We start from the raw sequence: 19,002 nt of genomic DNA, 5'->3' as shown, positions 1-19,002 counted from the left end.
ATTTATCTTGATTATAGTGCAAAAAAAAGACCGCCTAGGCGATCTTTTATTATATTACTGAGTTAAAAAGCTTAAATCTTCTTCAGGGCGAACAGTAAATACTTCACAGCCATTATCTGTGACGACCATCGTGTGCTCCCACTGAGCAGATAGCTTACGGTCTTTGGTAATTGCCGTCCATTCATCCGGTAAGATTTTGGTCTGCCACTTACCTTCATTAATCATAGGCTCGATGGTGAATGTCATGCCCGTTTTTAGCTCAAAGCCAGTGCCTTTTTTGCCATAGTGCATGACTTGTGGTTCGTGATGGAATTCATTACTAATACCGTGACCACAGAATTCACGTACGATACTGAAGCGCTCAGGCTCGACCACTTCTTGAATTGCAGCGCCAATATCACCCAAACGTGCACCGTCTTTGACGACGCTCATACCTGCATAGAGGGCATCTTGTGCCACTTTGCAGATACGCTTGGCCATAATAGAGCCATTGCCAACGATCCACATTTTTGAGGTATCGCCATAATAGCCGTCTTTAATTACGGTCACATCGATATTGATAATATCGCCATCTTTTAGCAGTTTTTTCTCACTTGGAATACCATGACAAACCACGTGGTTGACCGAGGTGCAGATTGATTTTGGGAAACCATTATAGTTGAGTGGTGCAGGGATAGCGTCTTGTACATTGACAATATAGTCATGAGCAATTTGGTTTAACGCTTCGGTGCTAACACCTACTTTTACGTGTTCGTCTAACATAACCAACAAATCACTGGCAAGCTTGCCGGCGACACGCATTTTTTCTATGGCTTCTGGAGATTGGATAAGGGATTTTTTAGTCATCATAATCGTACTTATAGTTATGGAATGAATAGGGTGAATTATAGCATAAATGCATCAATGACTGTTTTGGAAGATTGGTTGGCAAGTCTAACCGCTTATCTACCTGCTTTTAAAAAGTGAGCAGCTCGCGCTATGTCTGGCAAGCTAGGTTAGCAAAAAGCTATCAAGCAATACTGAACTGATGATTGTTGCAATCATATACTCAATCTATAACGACAATCAGGTATTCGTTATGCATAATGGTCTACATTATTTTGGTCAATGAATAAAGCAATAAGTCCATTATAATAAAGCGTGTTGAACATGCAGCAATAGTCGTTGTCAGTGCTATGGTTGAATATCAAACACGCTCTAACAATAACGCTCACTGAGCGTACGTAATATTGTTTTTTAATCTTTTGAATAAAATCACTATAGGAGTTTATATGAAGAACACAACTAGCATGATGATGGCGGCAACACTGGCTATAGGCACACTGGCTGCTGGTTGCCAGACCACAAGTATTACCGCACCAGTCACTCAACCAGTCACATCAAACCTTTTGCAAGCCAACGATTGGCAACTGGTCGATGCTAAGGATACTAATGGTGAACGTATAAATTCTTTGTTTATTGATGAGAGTAAACCTCTTACTTTAAAATTTATGACCGTCGAAGGTAACAATCGAGTTGCGTTTATAAACACTTGTAACAGCATGGGTGCAGGGTATAGTGTGACAGATGGTGAGGTAAACTTCACTCAAGGCATGAGTACAATGATGGCATGCCCTGAGCCTCAGGCCAGTTTTGATGCGGCAGCTTTAGCGACTGTAGATGGCAAGTATAGTATTAATAATAATGTTAATAATACACCTATTCTGACCATTAAGAACGACAGCCAAGTTGCGCACTTTAAAGCCGTTTCTAAATAAACCTACCTATTCACTATAGGTAATTTGGGTACAACGAGCATTATCTAAAAATCATTTTTTAACACGATATATCTGTTTAAAAAAGCCTCACGAATAGTGGGGCTTTTTTTGTCTAAAATCAAAGTTAAATGTACGTTACACTAGTGTAACTGTTTATATCTAAACACTATCGTGTAGCGTAGCTATCGATAACTTATCAGTGTTTATTTATAACAAATCTATCTATGAACGACTATTGGACTTGCCTTATGCTAAAAGCTTTTGTATCAAAACCAACGATAAACCTGCATACGATAAGTAGCACAGTTATCATTGCTGCGACTAGTGTTTTAGTGGGTTGTCAGACATTGCCAAGCACCGTATCGAAAACATCTGTAGATATGACGGCGAGTAATCCACTAACCGCTAAAATGCCAGCGATAGATCGCCAAGGACGTATTGCTTATATAGAAGAGCATGGCATGGGCGCTGCAAAAATATCGACACTCTATAGTATCCGTCCTGATGGCAGCGACCGTCAATTGATTGATCAGCTAAATGGTTATATCTATGCGCCTGCGTGGTCGGCTGATGGTCAAATGCTTGCGTATAGTAAACAAGCCGCTCGCCAATACCCCTATATTTATGACAAAAAGAGTAAAACTAACAGCCTAGTGGTGGATGCGGAAGGCAGCAACTTGTCTGCGTCATTCTCACCTGATGGTCAAAAGCTACTCTATAGTTCCAGCGTTGGTGGCAACTCAGATATTTATGAGAGACAATTGAGTGATGGTAATACCAAACAGTTAACGACATTGCCGAGTACAGAAGTCCAGCCAAGTTATGCGCCAGATGGCAAAAGCTTCGTGTATACCAGTGATAAAGTTCGTGCTGGACGCCCAAGCATCTATCGATACCGTTTCGATGGTGGCAAAGCCGAGCGCTTGTCTACAGGCAGTTATGCTGCCAGTCCTCAGCTCAGCTTAGATGGGCAGCAATTGGCTTATCTTGATGGCAGTAAAGCTGCAATTATGACATTGGCTACAGGGCAGATACTATTTCTAGCAGAAACAGGACTCGATGAGCCTGCACGATTGTCACCATCTGGACAGTATGCAGTCTATCCGATGAGCGCTTCTGTAGTGAGTAATCAAGGCTCTATTAATATGGGGAATTTGGTTATTCAATCACTAACGGGTAACACCAATTTTACGATTAGTAGTGAGGCTGGCGGGGTCATTCGCTCTCCCGTTTGGGGCCGATAATGACGAAATCTATATATTATATAGTGAGATATCTATATAATTATTAATAAAGAAACATAAGTTGATTCTGAAAACCTAGGTTATAGGTATATAAAAGGAGAAAGCGTGTAATGCAAGAGTCGTTTTTAGTATTCATTACTAACATCAGTCTATACCCTACGGTGATTTTTACTGGATTGGTGATGTTTGTGACCTTGTATTGGATAGTTTCCTTACTAGGTATGGCAGATATGGATACAGTCGATATAGGTGATGCAACTGGAGACGGTGGTGACTTAACTTCATCGGGTTTTGTCTCTGGACTTTTACTCAAATTTGGTTTGTATGGCGTACCTCTCATCATTATTCTTAGTTTAATCAGTTTGATTGGTTGGTTGTTAAGCTATTTATACACCAGTTTTTTACACCAAAATTTTGATTCTGGTCTTTGGTATTACGTCTTTGGCACTGGTGCATTTGTTCTTGTCTTGGTGGTATCTATGTGGTTAACAGGTCTCATTATTTCACCCATTCGCAAAAACATTGCCAGAATTCCTAAACGTAATGCTTCTAGCAATATAGGTAAAATTGCTGTGGTACGCACACTTAGCGTGACACATAAGCATGGCGAAGCAGAGCTTAATGATGGCGGTGCAGGGTTGATACTAAAGATACGCTCAGATATCGATGATAATTTACTCAAGCAAGGAGATAAAGTGATGTTGGTTGAGTATTTAACAGATGCCAATACTTATCGAGTTGCTGTTGTGGAAGATAAAGAAGCATTGTAAAGCTATTAATAGCACCTAACAGTTTTAAATTTGGTTATAGTCGGTTCAAAGTGACTCAGATATAGTGACGGTGATTAGCAGGGCTGCAGAGCGCACGTGCTATAAAAAGCACGGTAAACACTAGGCTTAGCATGCTTGCCACCGTATCTGATTTACATGGAATTGATTGTAGAATGTTTTAATTAAAGGAATGAATATGGACATACTCATTATCGTCGGCGTGGTGGTTGTGCTGGCGTTTGTTTTCGTCATGGCAGCGCTGCTGATGCTCAAAGCCTTTTATGTAAAGGTTGAGCAGGGTAAAGCGCTGATTATTAACGGCGTTAGTAAAATAGCTGTACGTTTTGATGGTGGTTTTGTTTGGCCAGTTATCAATAAAAAAGAATTGATGCGCATATCGCTCATCACATTAGAAGTGGACAGACGCGGTAAAGAAGGTTTGATTTGCGCAGACAACATGCGTGCTGATATTACCGTGGCATTTTATTTACGCGTCAATGAAACCGAAGAAGATGTGCTAAAAGTCGCCAAATCGGTTGGGGTAGATAGAGCATCAGATAAAGTCGCTGTTAATGAGCTGTTTAATGCAAAGTTCTCTGAAGCATTAAAAACCGTTGGTAAACAGATTGATTTTGTCAAACTGTTCGAAAATCGCAGCGAGTTTCGTGACAGCATTGTCAAAGAAATTGGTAATGATCTAAATGGTTATGTCCTAGAAGATGTTGCGATTGACTATCTGGAGCAAACGCCAAAAGTATCATTAGATTCAAGCAATATCTTGGATTCTGAAGGTATCAAAAAGATTACCCAGTTGACGGCTACGCAAAATGTTATTACTAATGAACTTGAGCGTGATGAAGAGCTAGCGGTTAAGAAGAAAAATGTTGAAACTGTTGAAGCCATGCTTGAGCTTGAGCGTCAACAAGCTGATGCAGAAGCTAAGCAGAAGCGTGAAATCTCGTCAGTGATTGCACGCGAAACTGCCGAAACTCGCAAAATTGAAGAAGAAGAGCGTAAAAAGTCTGAAACCGCTATTATCACGGTTGAGCAAGACTTGGCCATTCAGCGTGAGAATCAGCAGCGTGAAATAGAAGTGGCTGGACAGAATCGTCTGCGTGCAGTCGTGATCGAAGAAGAAAAAGTCACGCGTGCTCGTGATTTAGAAATCGTCTCTCGTGAGCGTGAAGTTGACTTGCAACGTATCGAAGCTGAACGCGCGATTGAGCTTGAGAAAAAAGAAATCGCTAACGTCATTCGTGAACGTATCGCAGTGGACAAAACCGTTGCGCAAGAAGAAGAGCGTATCAAAGAAGTTCGAGAAGTTAGCGAAGCGGATCGAAATAAGCAAACACGCGTCTTAGCAGCCGAAGCCGATGCCGAAGAGCTCAAAGTACGTCAGGTCAAAAAAGCCGAAGCAGAAGAGTTGTCTGCTAAGCACAAAGCTGTTGAGATTACGACGCTTGCTGCCGCTAATCTTGAAGCATCAGCCAAAGATTCAGAAGCCAAAATTAAAATGGCCGAAGGTATCAAAGCAGAAGAGTCGGCACATGGTTTCGCCGAAGCCGCTATTCAAGAAGCCAAGGCTTCATCGCTTGAAAAAGAAGGCATTGCTAAAGCCAACATCATCAAAGCGACAGGACAAGCCGAAGCGCAATCAGAACGTGAAAAAGGCATGGCAGATGCCGAAGTTATCGCTGCTCGCGGCGAGTCTAAGGCAAAAGCTGAGCGTGATATCGGTATGGTAGACGCAGAAATCATCGCAGCTCGCGGTGAATCTACCGCCAGAGCTGAGCGCGAAAAAGGCATGGCCGATGCTGAAATCATTGCAGCTCGCGGTGAGTCTAGTGCCAAAGCAGAACGCGAAGTTGGATTGGCAAAAGCCGAAGTTACTCGCGCGCACTTCCAAGCCGAAGCAGATGGTCTGGTCGAAAAATTCAATGCCATGGGTAGCATGAGCAAAGAAGCACGTGAGCACGAAGAGTTCCGCATGGGGCTTGAAACTGCCTTGCAAGAAGCGCTTGCCTCTATTGACGCTGGTAAAGAGATTGCGAAAGAAAATGCTGAAGTATTGGCAGTGGCGCTACAGAAAGCCAAAATCGATATTGTTGGCGGCGAAGCGCATTTCTTTGACAACTTTGCCAAGTCACTGTCTATCGGTAAAGCCATTGATGGCTTAGCGGGTAAGTCAGACACATTGAGCGGTATCATCAATGGCGTGATGGCCAGTCAAGCTATGAAATCTAACCAGCAAAATGATGATAAAACGACTTACTAATAGGGTTTAAATGCCTAGTCTTAACGGGTAAGTATTAGTGAGTAAGTTTTTTACCAATAAGCAAGTTTTTATCGAACAGTATAAATAAGTAATATTCTCTGAAATTCAAAATCTGTCGTTTAGGCGGCAGATTTTTTTGGCTAACTCACGGTGATTCAGAACGATGAATAACGATGAGTTGGCTAATCTAAAAAAACAGCAGTGACGACTCGTTTTCTTAGATTAGCCAAGTGCTTCTTTACTTTCAATGATCCTTTATTGCCCAAAATTCTCTTATAGTGGATTCAGTTTAAAAGAGATACAAGGCAACCGAGTGCAGATGTATATGTGATACTTTAAGCGAGGTTAACGCTGTAGCTCTTTTATAAAGGATTGACTATATTATGTAAAAACAGAAACGGACGAGTAACGATGGCGGATACGCAAACTTCAAAGAACTCAGATAGCAACAACGATAATAGCAACGACAATAATAATGCTAATCAAGCAAACCAAACCGATCAGGCAGTTGCTTCAGGCAATGCTTATGAGCTCATCAAAAAACGTCTAACGGAGCAAGGTAGCCGTTTAGAGCAGCAGACTGCGACGCTAAATAATGCGCGTCTCGAAGAGTTTGGCAGCACCCAGATGCAAGTCATCGCCCGTACTCGTATTCGTACCGAGCACAATTGTGTGGCGCAGGATATGGTGCAGGTTGGTGATTATCTGCTATTTGGTTATAACGTCTTTATGGGACTCAAGCGTGCGAGCAATATTAAGGATGTATTGTCGCTATATCGTCTGAACGAGCCAGCTGGTAACGAAGAAGAGTATCAGCTCGAAGAAGTCGATTTAAAGGGTACCTTTTTAGATCAAGATGCCTTTGTCCAAGACTTCAATGAGTTATATCGCTATTACAAGCAAACGCGCCTGATTCAAATAACAGTGAAAGACAGCAAGCTACTGTTGGCGTTTCAGATTGGTGAGCGCATCACTGATATTCGAGTGTTCCGTTTCGCATTAGATTTTAGTCAAGGTACGCCAGAGTCGGCGCAAGTCGCTTATGTGGATAATCGAGGCGAGCGTGATATCGAGTTGCCACCTGCTTATGATTTCGACTGGATTGAGACCACCCGTGATCAGATGATCAATGGCAAATACCCACATATGAATATCTTGGATACGATATTTGTGGAAACGGTCGGTGGCGATCTGACCATCAAAATTGAGGACAATACGCAGTCCGGCCAGGGGATTTATAGCGAACCGGTCAATGATCGCACCCAATCGCTGACGGATGCTGAAATTGCTTATGCCAAAGTCGGCAGTCTAATACTGCTCAAAATATTGCCTTACCGTGAAGAGGACTACCGTTATTTTGTTTATAACACTTTGACTGAAGCGGTTATGCGGTTGGATGCGATTGGACAGTCGTGTGTCCAGCTACCAGAAGACCATGGCATTATGTTTCCGGGTGGTTATTACCTACAGACCGGTGAGTATAAGCTGTTCGAGGCCAATAATGTTGGCGCTACCGACCTGCGCTTTAAGCGTAAAATTGTATCGCCAAATGGAGAAGACGTTCTATTCTTATTCTATGACAGAGACTTGGGCGTCACGGGTCTGTTTCCTTATAACTTGATTAAAAAGCAATTGGCAAACCCTATTTACTGTAACGGTATGGCGTTGGCAGAAGATGGGCGTTTGGTGCTGTTTAGCGACCAAAGCGAGCCATCTCGCATTCATCCGATGCAGATATGGCACACGCCTTATGCCTCACCTGAATATGTAAGCGAGTTGCCTGAGAGCACCAGTTTTTATGGCAAAATTGGCAATAAAGAGCTGGTACGCGGCATCTCGGATCTGTATAGCATCACGCGCCTGATTGATAATCAAAGCGTGTCACAAAAGCTCTATGAAGAGCTGACCAATAATACCAGCCGACTCTTTGACAGCTATTACTGGTTGTCTGAGCCTGAACTGAGCGAAGTCGCCAGCAGTATTAAAGAAGTGACGGCCACGGCTGAACTGGTCATTGACGAGTTCGCTAAAGTACAAAGCATCCAAAAGCAAACCCAAACCGCATTAAGCGATGCCGATACACAGCAAAGTGAGATTTTGCGGCAGATACGCATCACTAGCTTTGAGTCTGCCAGCGATTATGTCGAACAGTTGTCCGCATTAAGACGCCAAAAAGGCCGCTTGGTTAGTTTGGAGGATTTGCGTTATTTAGATGCCGATAAACTACAAGCATTGCAGACGCAGTTAGAAGAAGCCGAGAGCGAGTTGGCTGAAAAGACCGTGCTATTTTTGAGTGGTGAAGAGGCACTATCAAGCTACGAAGGCATATTGGTTGATGTCAGTGAGCGCTTAAACACCGCTGAAACCAATGCGGAGCTAAAGCCAGTACTAGAGAAAATCGACGAGACCGCGCAAGGTTTGGATCTACTAACTGAGCTGCTAGGCACACTGGACGTAGCCGATGCCACGGTGCGTACGCAAATTATCGACGACATATCGACCATTTATGCCAGCCTAAACCAGAGCAAAGCCAAGCTTAATCATAAGCGTAAAAACTTAGGCTCGGCTGAGGCTGTGGCGCAATTTGGTGCGCAGTTTAAGCTGTTTGGTCAGTCGATTGCCAATGCGTTATCTATTGCCAATACCCCTGAAAAATCAGATGAGCAAATGGCAAAGCTGCTAGTACAGTTAGAAGAATTAGAAAGCCAGTTCGCTGATCCAGAGACCAACAGCGGCGATCAGTTTTTAGCCGATATCATCAGTAAGCGTGAAGAGATTTATGAGACTTTTGAAAACCATAAGCAGCAATTGCTCGATGCTCGTAACCGTAAAGCGCAAAACTTAGGTGATGGCGCGCTACGAATGCTCGAAAGTATCAAAAAGCGGACACAAAGCACTGGCGTCACAGGATTTACCGAGGAAGAAGCGCTCAATACGTATTTTGCGGCTGATGGTCTGGTACAAAAAGTCCGTAACATCGCAAAAGAGTTACAAGCGATGGACTTTAGCGTCAAAGCAGATGACATCGACGCTCGCCTAAAAGCCATTCAAATCGAGAGTTATAAGAGTCTAAAAGACAAGTCGGATTTGTTTGAAGATGGTGGTCAGATCATCAAACTGGGCAAGCACCGTTTTTCGGTCAATACTCAGCCATTGGATTTGACTTTACTGAGCCGTCAGCAGTCAGATGGCACACGTGTATTAAACCTGCATCTAACGGGCACAGACTATTATGAAGTGCTCAATAATGCTGAGCTGAACGCTTTGCGTCCGTATTGGGACATGAATATCGCTTCTGAGTCTGACAAGGTATACCGCGCTGAGTATTTGGCATACAGCATCATTGAGAGCGCCAAAAACAGTCAGGACGGCTTAACCGAAGAGCGTTTATATCAAGCATACGATGCGACCATCATTACCCTCGATGTTAATGGTGATATTGATAATGACAGTCCGTTGTCCAAATTGGTCAAAGCGTACGCCACCCCTCGCTATCAGCTAGGTTATGACAAAGGCATTCATGATCATGATGCGACGTTATTACTGATGCAGATATTGCCGACGCTACGTGAGGCAGGGCTGCTGATTTATACCCCACAAGTACGAGCATTGGCGCAGTTGTTTTATTGGCAGCTCAATATCGTACAAGCGCTTGGCTTAGACAGCTTACGCCAGTTCGGTTACGACGCTTGGCTGAGTGAGTCTGTACTGACGCGCGCGAGTAACTGGACAGATCGAGCCGCGACCGCCGAGCAGCTACGCCGTGCATTGGGTAGTGATAAGGCCAAATCGCTATTGGTCGAAGACATGGCTCAAGTGATGCGTGATTTTGTGAGCACCTATAACGACGACAGTAGTGATGAAACTGTTAAAGAGCTGACTATAGAAACAGATGAAAATATAAGTGACGATTACAGTGCTAGTATCTTTAAACCAAGCTATGTGCAACTGGCCTGTGAGTATCTGGTTAGTGTCATGGGGCAGTCAATGCAAGCGGTCACCCCTAATGCCAGTACGTATAAAATACACTGGCAAACCAGCCAACAAGCGCAGCAGTTGTGTGAGCAGCTAAGCCAAACACTAAGCGCTTCATCAGCGAGTATGCAAGCGACTGCCAGTTTTGATCAATTACAATCCTCAATCGGCAAGCTCGGTTTTCAGCCAAAATCAGCCTATGAGCTCTTGACCACATGGTTTCATGCGTTACTTGATAAGACTTACGGTGATACTGACTCGGCCAATGCAGCAGCGGATGGTACCGATGAAGACGGCGAGCTCAGTGAAGAGCAGCTGGCCAAGATTGCAGCAAAAGAAGCGTTACGCAAACAGCAGCTAGAAAGTGGCCGTCATTATGTGCCGGAGGCGATTGCTGTATTACTCACTCAATTGAACGATGCCCAACGTGAAGCTTTGGTGCAGCGCCTTATTGAATCAGGTGCTAGCTTTGATAAAGGGGCTTTTAATAAAGGGCAAGGTAGTAAAAAAATAGATAATCAAGGCGCAAGTGGAACACCATCGGCCTTGTCATTTTCTTCAATCAGCTCATCGCCAGTTTCATCGACTACATCATTGACCAGTATTAACAACCCGCTCAATCAAGTGCAAAGCTTTGAGCGTAGTACCGGCAAGGTATCGCTTGAGATTCAGGTGAATAACTTGCTAGGTGAGCATCCACGCATTCATCAGCAGACTCTAACCTTTGCCGTCGACGACTTCTTAAATCGTCTGCATCATCATGATACTCAAGTTATCCCTGCCTATAGACGTTATCTAGCCATGCGCTCAGAGATTTTGCATGATTCAAAAGAGACGTTGCGACTAGATGAGTTCATGCCGCGTCCGTTGTCCTCATTTGTACGTAACCGCCTGATTAATGAGAGCTATTTGCCACTTATTGGTGACAACCTCGCCAAACAGATGGGTACGGTCGGTGAAGATAAGCGTACCGATTTGATGGGTATTCTCATGATGATATCGCCACCAGGGTATGGTAAGACGACCTTGATGGAGTATGTGGCAAATCGTTTGGGCTTAATCTTTATGAAGATTAACTGTCCATCGCTCGGTCACGATGTCACCTCATTAGATCCCGAAAAAGCCCCGAATGCGACTGCCCGAGAAGAGCTGAATAAAATCAACTTAGCTTTTGAGATGGGCAATAACGTCATGCTCTATCTCGATGATATTCAGCATACGCATGCGGAGTTTTTGCAAAAATTTATCTCATTGGGTGATGGCACACGCCGTATCGATGGCGTCTGGCAAGGTAAAACCAAAACCTATGACATGCGTGGTAAAAAGTTTTGCGTGGTCATGGCAGGTAACCCATATACCGAAAGCGGTGAGGCATTTAAAGTGCCTGATATGCTGGCCAACCGTGCCGATATCTACAACTTAGGCGATATCATGAGCGGTATGGAAGAGGTGTTTGCCCTCAGTTATATCGAAAACTCGCTGACTTCTAATACGGTACTTGCACCAATGGCCAACCGTGATTTAAGCGATGTACATCGTTTGATTAAAATAGCAAAAGCGGACAATGCTAACCTTGCCCAAGCACAAAGCAGCGAGTTGACCTATCCGTATAGTACTTCAGAGATTAATGAAATTGTCGCAATCTTGCGTCATATGTTTGCTGTGCAATCGGTTATTTTGGACGTCAATCAGGCCTATATTGCCTCTGCTTCACAAGATGATAAGTACCGTGTTGAGCCGATATTTAAGCTGCAAGGCAGTTATCGTAATATGAACAAGATGACCGAAAAGCTGTCGGCGGTCATGAACGAAAGTGAGCTGAACCAGCTAATAGATGATCACTATTTGGGCGAGTCGCAGCTATTGACCCAAGGCGCGGAGAGCAACTTACTTAAACTCGGTGAGATGCGCGGCACCTTGAGCGAAGAAGAAAAAGCGCGTTGGGAGCAGATCAAAGCGGACTTCTTACGTAACAAAGCCATGGGCGGTGAAGATGGTGATACAGGTGCGCGTATCGTCGCCCAACTGGTTGACTTGGCCAGTGGCTTCAATGCCATCAGTAGCCAGTTTGAAACCTACTTATCCAAAAATGACCCAGAGAAAATCGCTCGCTTACGCGCAGCAGAGCAACAAGCGCAGTTAGACACTCAGATTGAGGCGCAGATAGAAGCACAAAAAGTCCTCGCCGATAGCGTCATTAACAATGCCAAAGTGGTCAGCGACAGCATCGACAATGGCTTTGAGAAGAGTATGAGCCAGCTGATACAAATCTATAAGCATGATCATAAAGCCGAAGGCGAGCATCTCAAGCAAAACCAATATGTACAAAAACAGCTTATGGTGCAGCTGGTCAATGCGGTGGAGCAACTGGCGCAAAAAATGGCAGATAGCTTGGTTGGCAATAATGACAATCAGGTAAATGCTAATCAGCTAGCAGAGAACGATATACCTAATGTGCAGCAGCAGACTGCACTGATGGCAAATGCTCTCAAAGAAGCACTGGCGCCATTGACGATGCGTATGGATGAGAAGCTGGCGATTGATACCAGTACTGATCAATCTGGCAAGCTAATCGTCAACAGTCTCAATCGTCTAAACAAAATATTTGATGACTATGATTAGTAGGCTATAGTGACCAGTGACTAATGTAGTAAACAAACCAATGAGAAAGCTATGGCGCACAAAAAGAAGAACGTCCGCAAAAAAGAATGTCCAGTTTGTGAGCGCGAGTTTAGCTGGACAAAGAAGTTGGATAAAAACTGGGACAATATGGTTTATTGCTCAGACCAGTGCCGCCGAGTTAAGAAGTATGAGGGTGTCGAGCATCATCAATAAGGCTCAGGTTTGGTCATAAAAATTTGGAAAGATAAAGATAAGGGAGCAGACGATGGCACATAAAAAAGTAAACCTACCGCAAAAAACCTGCCCCGTCTGCCAGCGCCCGTTTACGTGGCGCAAGAAATGGGAGAAAGACTGGGAGCAGGTGATTTATTGTTCTGAGCGGTGTCGGCGAGGGAGAGATAAAGATAAACCTAGCTAAGGTCTCGACATTATCGTCGGTTTACGCCTAGTTTGATGCGATTTTAGCGATCAGCAGTCCTAATATTTGAATGTTCAACAGACCCTATACTTTTATATAGCCAGTCCTAAATAAAAAAGATACAACCACGCGATACAGGTTACATTTTTCTTGCTTGCGGTGCCTACGCAGCAGACAGAGGCTGCGCAAAATGTAACTCGTATCGCTGTACTTATCTTATAGTGGATCGACTATAGTGGAATAACTATATTTAGAAGGTTATCGAGTGAATTAAAGATACAGCCCAGCATAAACAGTCTTATTTGATGAATCCAAAACGATAAATTAATTGTATTTCATCGTCCTTTCTTTAAAAATCACCTCATATTAAAAATTAATCAACAAAATTTTATAAAGTCCTCGAAGTTACTAAACTTATAATCTATAATGCTTTTTTAAATTTTCCGTTATTTATTAATAGTGCAAAAATGCACTTAATTCAACTTGTTTAAAATAAACATTCACCAAAATTTTATAAGGCTTTAGGGATAGGATGAAACAAATACAGTTTAAAGGTGACGGAACAGAGTATTTTAAAATATGGATCGTTAATGTTTTATTGTGCATTGTCACTATAGGGATTTATTATCCTTGGGCGAAAGTACGTACGCGCCGATATTTTTATGCGAATACTGAATATGCAGATCGATATTTTGATTACCATGCAACAGGAAAGCAATTATTTCTGGGCTATTTAATCGGTGTGTTTATATTATTTGCTTTACAGATTGTAGGCTCTGTTTTGCCTACTATTGGTGCAATTTTACCCATTGTTTTATTTGCTTTTATTCCTTGGATTATCATGCGCAGCCTAAAGTTTAATATGCGCATGACCAGCTTTAGTAACGTGCGCTTTAGCTTCAACGGTAACCTAAAACCAGCCTATATTATTTTTATGCTTATCCCTATATTGGGTTATTTAGCAATGTTGTTGCTTTTCTTTGGCAGCATATTGCCAATGTCAAAATTAGATGAAGGTCTTAACGTAATCTTTGCCTTCATGATATTTTTAGTAGGTATAATCGCAGCGATAGCGATAGGTGTCTTTGTCATAGGGCTGTTCACTAAAAAAGCAGCTGAATATCAGATTGGTAATACAAAATTTGGCCAAGGTGATTTTTTCATCAATATCAATACTTCAAAGTTTGTAAAAATTCAACTTAAGAAAATACTCATCATTATTGGCTGTTTGATTGTTCTATCAATACTTTCAGGCTTAATATTCGCAGCTACCATATCAGGTGGGTTTGATCTTGGTAGTATTTCTAACGATATTGAAAACGCAGAGGCAAGTCCATTATTCGTGGTTGGCTTCTTAGTTATATATTTTGGTTTTATTGCTACGTTTTTATTCGCTACCGCCTATTCATTTAGCCGTCAACGCCAGTATATATTTGAAAACACCACGTTAGATAAAGCCATCAGTTTTAGGTCAACCGTTGCTGCTAAACGCTACTTTTATATCTTAGTGACAAATATGCTAATGGTTTTATTTACTGCTGGTTTAGCATTACCTTGGGCAAAAGTCCGTGTGGCTCGTTATATCGCGAGTAACTCTTGGATAGAAGCCTCGGATATAGATATCAATAGTTATTTGACCCAAAAAGAGCAAGAGCAGTCTGCTATTGGTGAAGAGATTGGTGATGTCTTAGATATCGATATAGACATTGCAATCTAAGCCAGACACTAGTGGATACAGTGAGAGTATTAATGATGAATTCAATATCAGGCAAATGGTATCCCAAAGACAGCTCGGTGCAATATACCGCGCAACTGACAGTCACTAAAACGAGATACGAGGTAGATATTGTATCTAATGAGACTAGGAGTGGATTTGAGCGTAGTCAGAATATCAGTGGTCAGTGGTCGCAAGTTGCGATCAGTGACCGCCTAGGCAATACTGAGCGTAAGCTTACACTCGCTGATGGATCACTATTTACGACTCACGATAATGATGCTATTGATAACTTTATCAGTAGTCATCAAGGTAGCAGTACAGGTTCAAAATGGAATTTATTTTTACATCGTCATGAAACAAAAATGACCAGTGTATTAACGATGCTGGTTTTGACGATTATTTTTGTGCTTAGTTTTTTCAAATGGGGCATTCCTTGGACCAGTCAAACGGTCGCACATGCTTTACCACAAGCAACAGGCGACTTTATTGGCAAAAAGTCATTAAAGTTTGTAGATAGTTATTTTTTACAGCCTACTAAGATAAGTGACGCTGAACAGCAGGATATTCAATCACGATTTGAGACACGCCTTGAACGCTTTGGCGGTGATGACAGAATTCATTATCAGATTCATTTTAGGGATATGAACATCAATGGATCGAGTTTGCCCAATGCTTTTGCACTGCCATCGGGTGATATCGTCCTGACAGATAAGTTTGTAGAGTTAAGCAAAAATGATGATGAGATAGATGCTGTGCTATTGCACGAGATGGGCCACGTTGTGGAGCGTCACGGCTTAGAGATGCTCACTCAAAACTCATTAACGACTATGATTGTCATACTGGTATTAGGCAACCCAGACGGCATCAGTGAAATTGCTACGGGGCTAGGGACTGCACTGGTATCAAGCCATTACTCACGTCAATACGAAACTGAAGCAGATGAGTTTGCCTTTAACAAGATGCTTGAGATCGGTATCGATCCGCAAGCTTTTGTGGATATCCTGAGCCGGATGGAAGACTATTCGAAGACGATAAGCGCTACAACAGACGTCGATGACGCTACGCATGAGCATGACGATGAAGATAAAGTTAGCAATGAAAAAGTCGATAATGAAAAAGCTGAAGAGGTTGAAGGAGAGAGGTTGTCTGACTTCTTATCGACCCATCCTAATACCCAGTTACGGATTCAAATGGCAGAAAAATATAGCAAGTGCTTTGAGCAAGGGTTAAAGGTTTGCGAATGAAAAACGTAAAAACTAATCAGGGTACGTAAAAGAATAAACCTACCGCAAAAAACCTGCCCCGTCTGCCAGCGCCTATTTACATCGCGTAAGAAGTGGGAGCAGGTTTTTTGTTGTTCTGAGCGGTGTTGGCGAGGGAAAAATAAATCAGATTGAGTTAACAGTACATTGTATAACCTTGATTAATTCAATTTTAACCAATCAATGAACGCTACTAAAAATTGTAACGGAACATAAAAACTATGTCGCTCTCTTTTACGCACTTTTCTTTTATTAATCAAATCATCAAAAGTTTTCTTGCTATTGTGGTATTAATAAGCCTGTCTCAAGCTCATGCCAACTTTGGTTGTGAGTTAAACCAGGGATATGAGCTACCCGAAGATATTAGCTTTAACTGGCTATGCTCGTTTAGTAATGAGCTTGCTCCTGCGCAGCAACTCTCAACAGAGAAGTACGGCGCTGTCAACCGACAGGGGGTTGCGGTAATACCATTTGAATATGATTCACCAGTAGAGTTCATCCAAAGTAGAGCGCTGGTAAAAAAAGTGGATAAGTGGGTGCTAATCGACATGGCAAATCATAAAATAGCCGAATTTGATTTTCAAGAAGCATGGAATTTTACCCCAGTAGGGTTAGCAGAATTTAAGCAAGATGATAAATGGGGATATATAAACACCAAGGGAGATATCGTTATCCAACCTCAGTTCGATAGCATAGTGTATGGCTTTGGTTATCCACGACTAAATGAAAATGTTATCGCCATCTTTGGATTAGACGGTAAACAAGGTGCTATAAATCAGGCAGGTAAGATTATCATACCAGCGCAATTTGATGATATTCGTCGAGCAAATGATATTTTATTCGTGTCTAATGACGACAAAGTGGGTATTTATGACTATCAGGGCAATATGATACAACCCGTTGAGTTCGAATTTACAATGTATAATGGCTTTTATTCAGATAATCAATGGACTAACGAGAACTGGCTATCCATTACCAAAAATGGAAAAGTAGGCGCAATAGATAAAAGAGGCAATATTATAGTTCCTACTGAGTTCGATGATGTAGAAATTATCAGTGAAAATACTTTTAAAGTTTCTAAAAACGGTAAATATGGCATACATGGCATAAATAACCTAATAACGCCGCTAAAATTTGATTATATCGCAAACTCTTTGGAAGGACCTACCCGTGTAAAACTTGATGGTAAATGGGGTTATTTAGATAGCTCTGATTCATTGATGATGGTTGATTACGATGAGGCTTATGATTTTTCGGAAGGACTGGCGATGGTTGGTAATCATAAACAGCAATCCTCTCAAGAGAATCAATCAACGCTTTGGGGCTATATTAATACTGTAGGCGAGGAGGTTATACCCTTGCACTATGAGGACAATAGATATTTTCATGGAGGGCTCGCTGCGGTTAAGTTAAATGGTAGATGGGGGGTGATTGATTTTCAAGACAACCAAATTGTGCCTTTTGAGTATGAGGCGATCAGTGAGTTTAAAGATGGTTATGCGATAGTAGCCAAAAAACATGTAGAAGTAGATGATAATACAACAATAGCTGAAGAACTACAGCAATCATTATCAAATGATAGTAACGATGATGAGTTTTATATTTATTATTTAGGTGACAGAGATGAAGCCGATATGAAATTTGGTATCATTAATAGTCAAGGCAGTATCGTCTTACCAGTAGAGTATGACAATGTTTCTCGAGTCTCGGAAGGAATGTTCGGTGTCAAGAAGAAGGATAAGTGGGGATTTACCAATCTGCAAGGGGATTTGGTTATTCCCTATATGTTTGACAGAATACTTCCGCCATTCAGTCACGGAACCATTCAGGTTGATGACTGCTTTGATGACGAGGCCAATACTATTTCGTGCAACTCTGAAGAGTATAATATGCATTCTAGACAGATCGATAAGCAAGGTAATATCATCTTTGAATCGTGGGGTAGTATGGACGTAGCAGAGGAAGTAGTAGAAGAAACGATAGATTGATTTTGTACTGATCAAACAATATTCCTTGCCTAGCGCTATATAACAAAAGGACAGTCATGGTATATAAAAAGTAAACCTGCCCCGTCTGCCAGCGCCCGTTTACGTGGCGCAAGAAGTGAGAGAAAGACTGGGAGCAGGTGATTTATTGTTCGGAGAAGTGTCGTCGGATAAAAGTAAAATCAGATTGAGCTGAAGTTAATATAGTCCAACACCACTATATGTTCTAATCCAATTTTGCGAAAGACTGAAGATAGCGACACTGTTACAGTTAAGAGTACTCTACTAGAAAAGACCGAGAGTAATGAAAAGATATAAACAAAGAAAACATCGGAAGCATAATAAGAAAAACCGAAGACAGTTCGCAAATAATTCCAAAGGAAAGTCAAAAAATCATCCCAAAAAAAGAGAGTATCAAACTATACAGTTTGATAATCATCAGGAAATTGTTCAAAAGGGCTGGGTTTATGAAATAAATTTTTCGTATGCTCGCTCAAGTTTAAAACGTATTGTCACTATAGTTGCTTCTGTTTTAATAATTAGTAGTTTTCCGTTTGGGCTTTACTTAATGTTTGCTTTCGAAACCGTTCTACCTGTATTAATTATCTTAATAATCACTGTTATATTTTTAGCACAGCTAATTGAAAAGCCTCAGACTATTTTTAAAAATATCAATTGGATAAAGCAAGGTAATGTTCAAATACAAGAGGGTCAATTAGATTTTACGCTAGGTAATAAGTTGCATAGCATATCTTTAGCGGATGTAAAAAGATATCATTTTCACCAATGCGTTGGTACTAAGGATTTTGCTAAAACTGTTAAAATTATCGTAAAAATGAAAGACAGTTCTGAATTTTATCTTTATCAATCTACCAATCTTGATGCAGATGTAGTTCCTTTATTTAATATGGGCCATGTGATTGTCGCTGCTTTACCAGACAGTTTTGAAAAAATTAATAGAGGTGCATGGTTATATA

General features: G+C 41.8%; 13 protein-coding genes and 1 pseudogene. 13 read left to right on the top strand and 1 reads right to left on the bottom strand.

What is annotated here, in order from left to right:
* Nucleotides 1-54: 54 nt before the first annotated feature.
* Nucleotides 55-846, bottom strand: a complete 792-nt coding sequence (gene map / locus ACT3RN_RS04370) for a type I methionyl aminopeptidase (RefSeq protein ID WP_413038420.1) — start codon at nucleotides 844-846, stop codon at nucleotides 55-57.
* Nucleotides 847-1,271: 425 nt separating this feature from the next.
* Between map and ACT3RN_RS04365 the strand changes: the two genes are divergently transcribed.
* The 13 genes and pseudogenes from ACT3RN_RS04365 to ACT3RN_RS04305 all read left to right on the top strand — a co-directional run.
* Nucleotides 1,272-1,757: an META domain-containing protein gene (locus ACT3RN_RS04365; RefSeq protein WP_192991693.1), complete on the top strand. Its 486-nt coding sequence runs from the start codon at nucleotides 1,272-1,274 to the stop codon at nucleotides 1,755-1,757.
* A 248-nt stretch (nucleotides 1,758-2,005) separates the two neighbouring features.
* Nucleotides 2,006-3,001 carry a PD40 domain-containing protein gene (locus tag ACT3RN_RS04360; RefSeq protein WP_192991694.1) on the top strand — a complete coding sequence of 332 codons (996 nt, stop codon included), beginning with the start codon at nucleotides 2,006-2,008 and terminating at the stop codon, nucleotides 2,999-3,001.
* A 110-nt stretch (nucleotides 3,002-3,111) separates the two neighbouring features.
* A complete protein-coding gene (locus tag ACT3RN_RS04355) occupies nucleotides 3,112-3,771 on the top strand; it encodes an OB-fold-containig protein (RefSeq protein ID WP_192518247.1) in 660 nt (219 codons plus the stop codon).
* Nucleotides 3,772-3,967: 196 nt separating this feature from the next.
* A complete protein-coding gene (locus ACT3RN_RS04350; protein WP_192518248.1) occupies nucleotides 3,968-6,046 on the top strand; it encodes a flotillin family protein in 2,079 nt (692 codons plus the stop codon).
* A 411-nt stretch (nucleotides 6,047-6,457) separates the two neighbouring features.
* Nucleotides 6,458-12,643, top strand: coding sequence for a DNA repair ATPase (locus tag ACT3RN_RS04345; protein WP_192991695.1), 6,186 nt, complete (start codon nucleotides 6,458-6,460; stop codon nucleotides 12,641-12,643).
* Between the two features lie 51 nt (nucleotides 12,644-12,694).
* Nucleotides 12,695-12,856, top strand: coding sequence for a DUF2256 domain-containing protein (locus ACT3RN_RS04340; protein ID WP_192518250.1), 162 nt, complete (start codon nucleotides 12,695-12,697; stop codon nucleotides 12,854-12,856).
* Between the two features lie 52 nt (nucleotides 12,857-12,908).
* The gene (locus ACT3RN_RS04335) at nucleotides 12,909-13,061 is read left to right on the top strand and encodes a DUF2256 domain-containing protein (protein WP_192518251.1); all 153 of its coding nucleotides are present in this window, start codon (nucleotides 12,909-12,911) and stop codon (nucleotides 13,059-13,061) included.
* Nucleotides 13,062-13,593: 532 nt separating this feature from the next.
* Nucleotides 13,594-14,778, top strand: a complete 1,185-nt coding sequence (locus tag ACT3RN_RS04330) for a YjgN family protein (protein ID WP_192518252.1) — start codon at nucleotides 13,594-13,596, stop codon at nucleotides 14,776-14,778.
* Nucleotides 14,779-14,810: 32 nt separating this feature from the next.
* Entirely contained in the window at nucleotides 14,811-16,022 is a 1,212-nt protein-coding gene (locus ACT3RN_RS04325) for a M48 family metallopeptidase (protein ID WP_192518253.1), read from the top strand.
* A gap of 15 nt (nucleotides 16,023-16,037) precedes the next feature.
* Nucleotides 16,038-16,175, top strand: coding sequence for a DUF2256 domain-containing protein (locus ACT3RN_RS04320; protein WP_192518267.1), 138 nt, complete (start codon nucleotides 16,038-16,040; stop codon nucleotides 16,173-16,175).
* An 86-nt stretch (nucleotides 16,176-16,261) separates the two neighbouring features.
* Complete coding sequence (locus tag ACT3RN_RS04315) at nucleotides 16,262-18,028, top strand: WG repeat-containing protein (RefSeq protein ID WP_192518254.1); 1,767 nt, start codon at nucleotides 16,262-16,264, stop codon at nucleotides 18,026-18,028.
* A gap of 86 nt (nucleotides 18,029-18,114) precedes the next feature.
* Nucleotides 18,115-18,216: pseudogene (locus ACT3RN_RS04310) on the top strand (DUF2256 domain-containing protein); the annotation flags it as partial.
* A gap of 113 nt (nucleotides 18,217-18,329) precedes the next feature.
* The coding region (locus ACT3RN_RS04305) for a hypothetical protein (protein ID WP_444518507.1) at nucleotides 18,330-19,002 on the top strand (673 nt) is incomplete at its 3' end.

This window comes from Psychrobacter sp. AOP5-GZ1-6 (assembly GCF_052376345.1).
Lineage (GTDB): Bacteria > Pseudomonadota > Gammaproteobacteria > Pseudomonadales > Moraxellaceae > Psychrobacter.
Note: the sequence above shows the minus strand (reverse complement) of the source record. Positions and strands in the feature narration are given on the sequence as shown.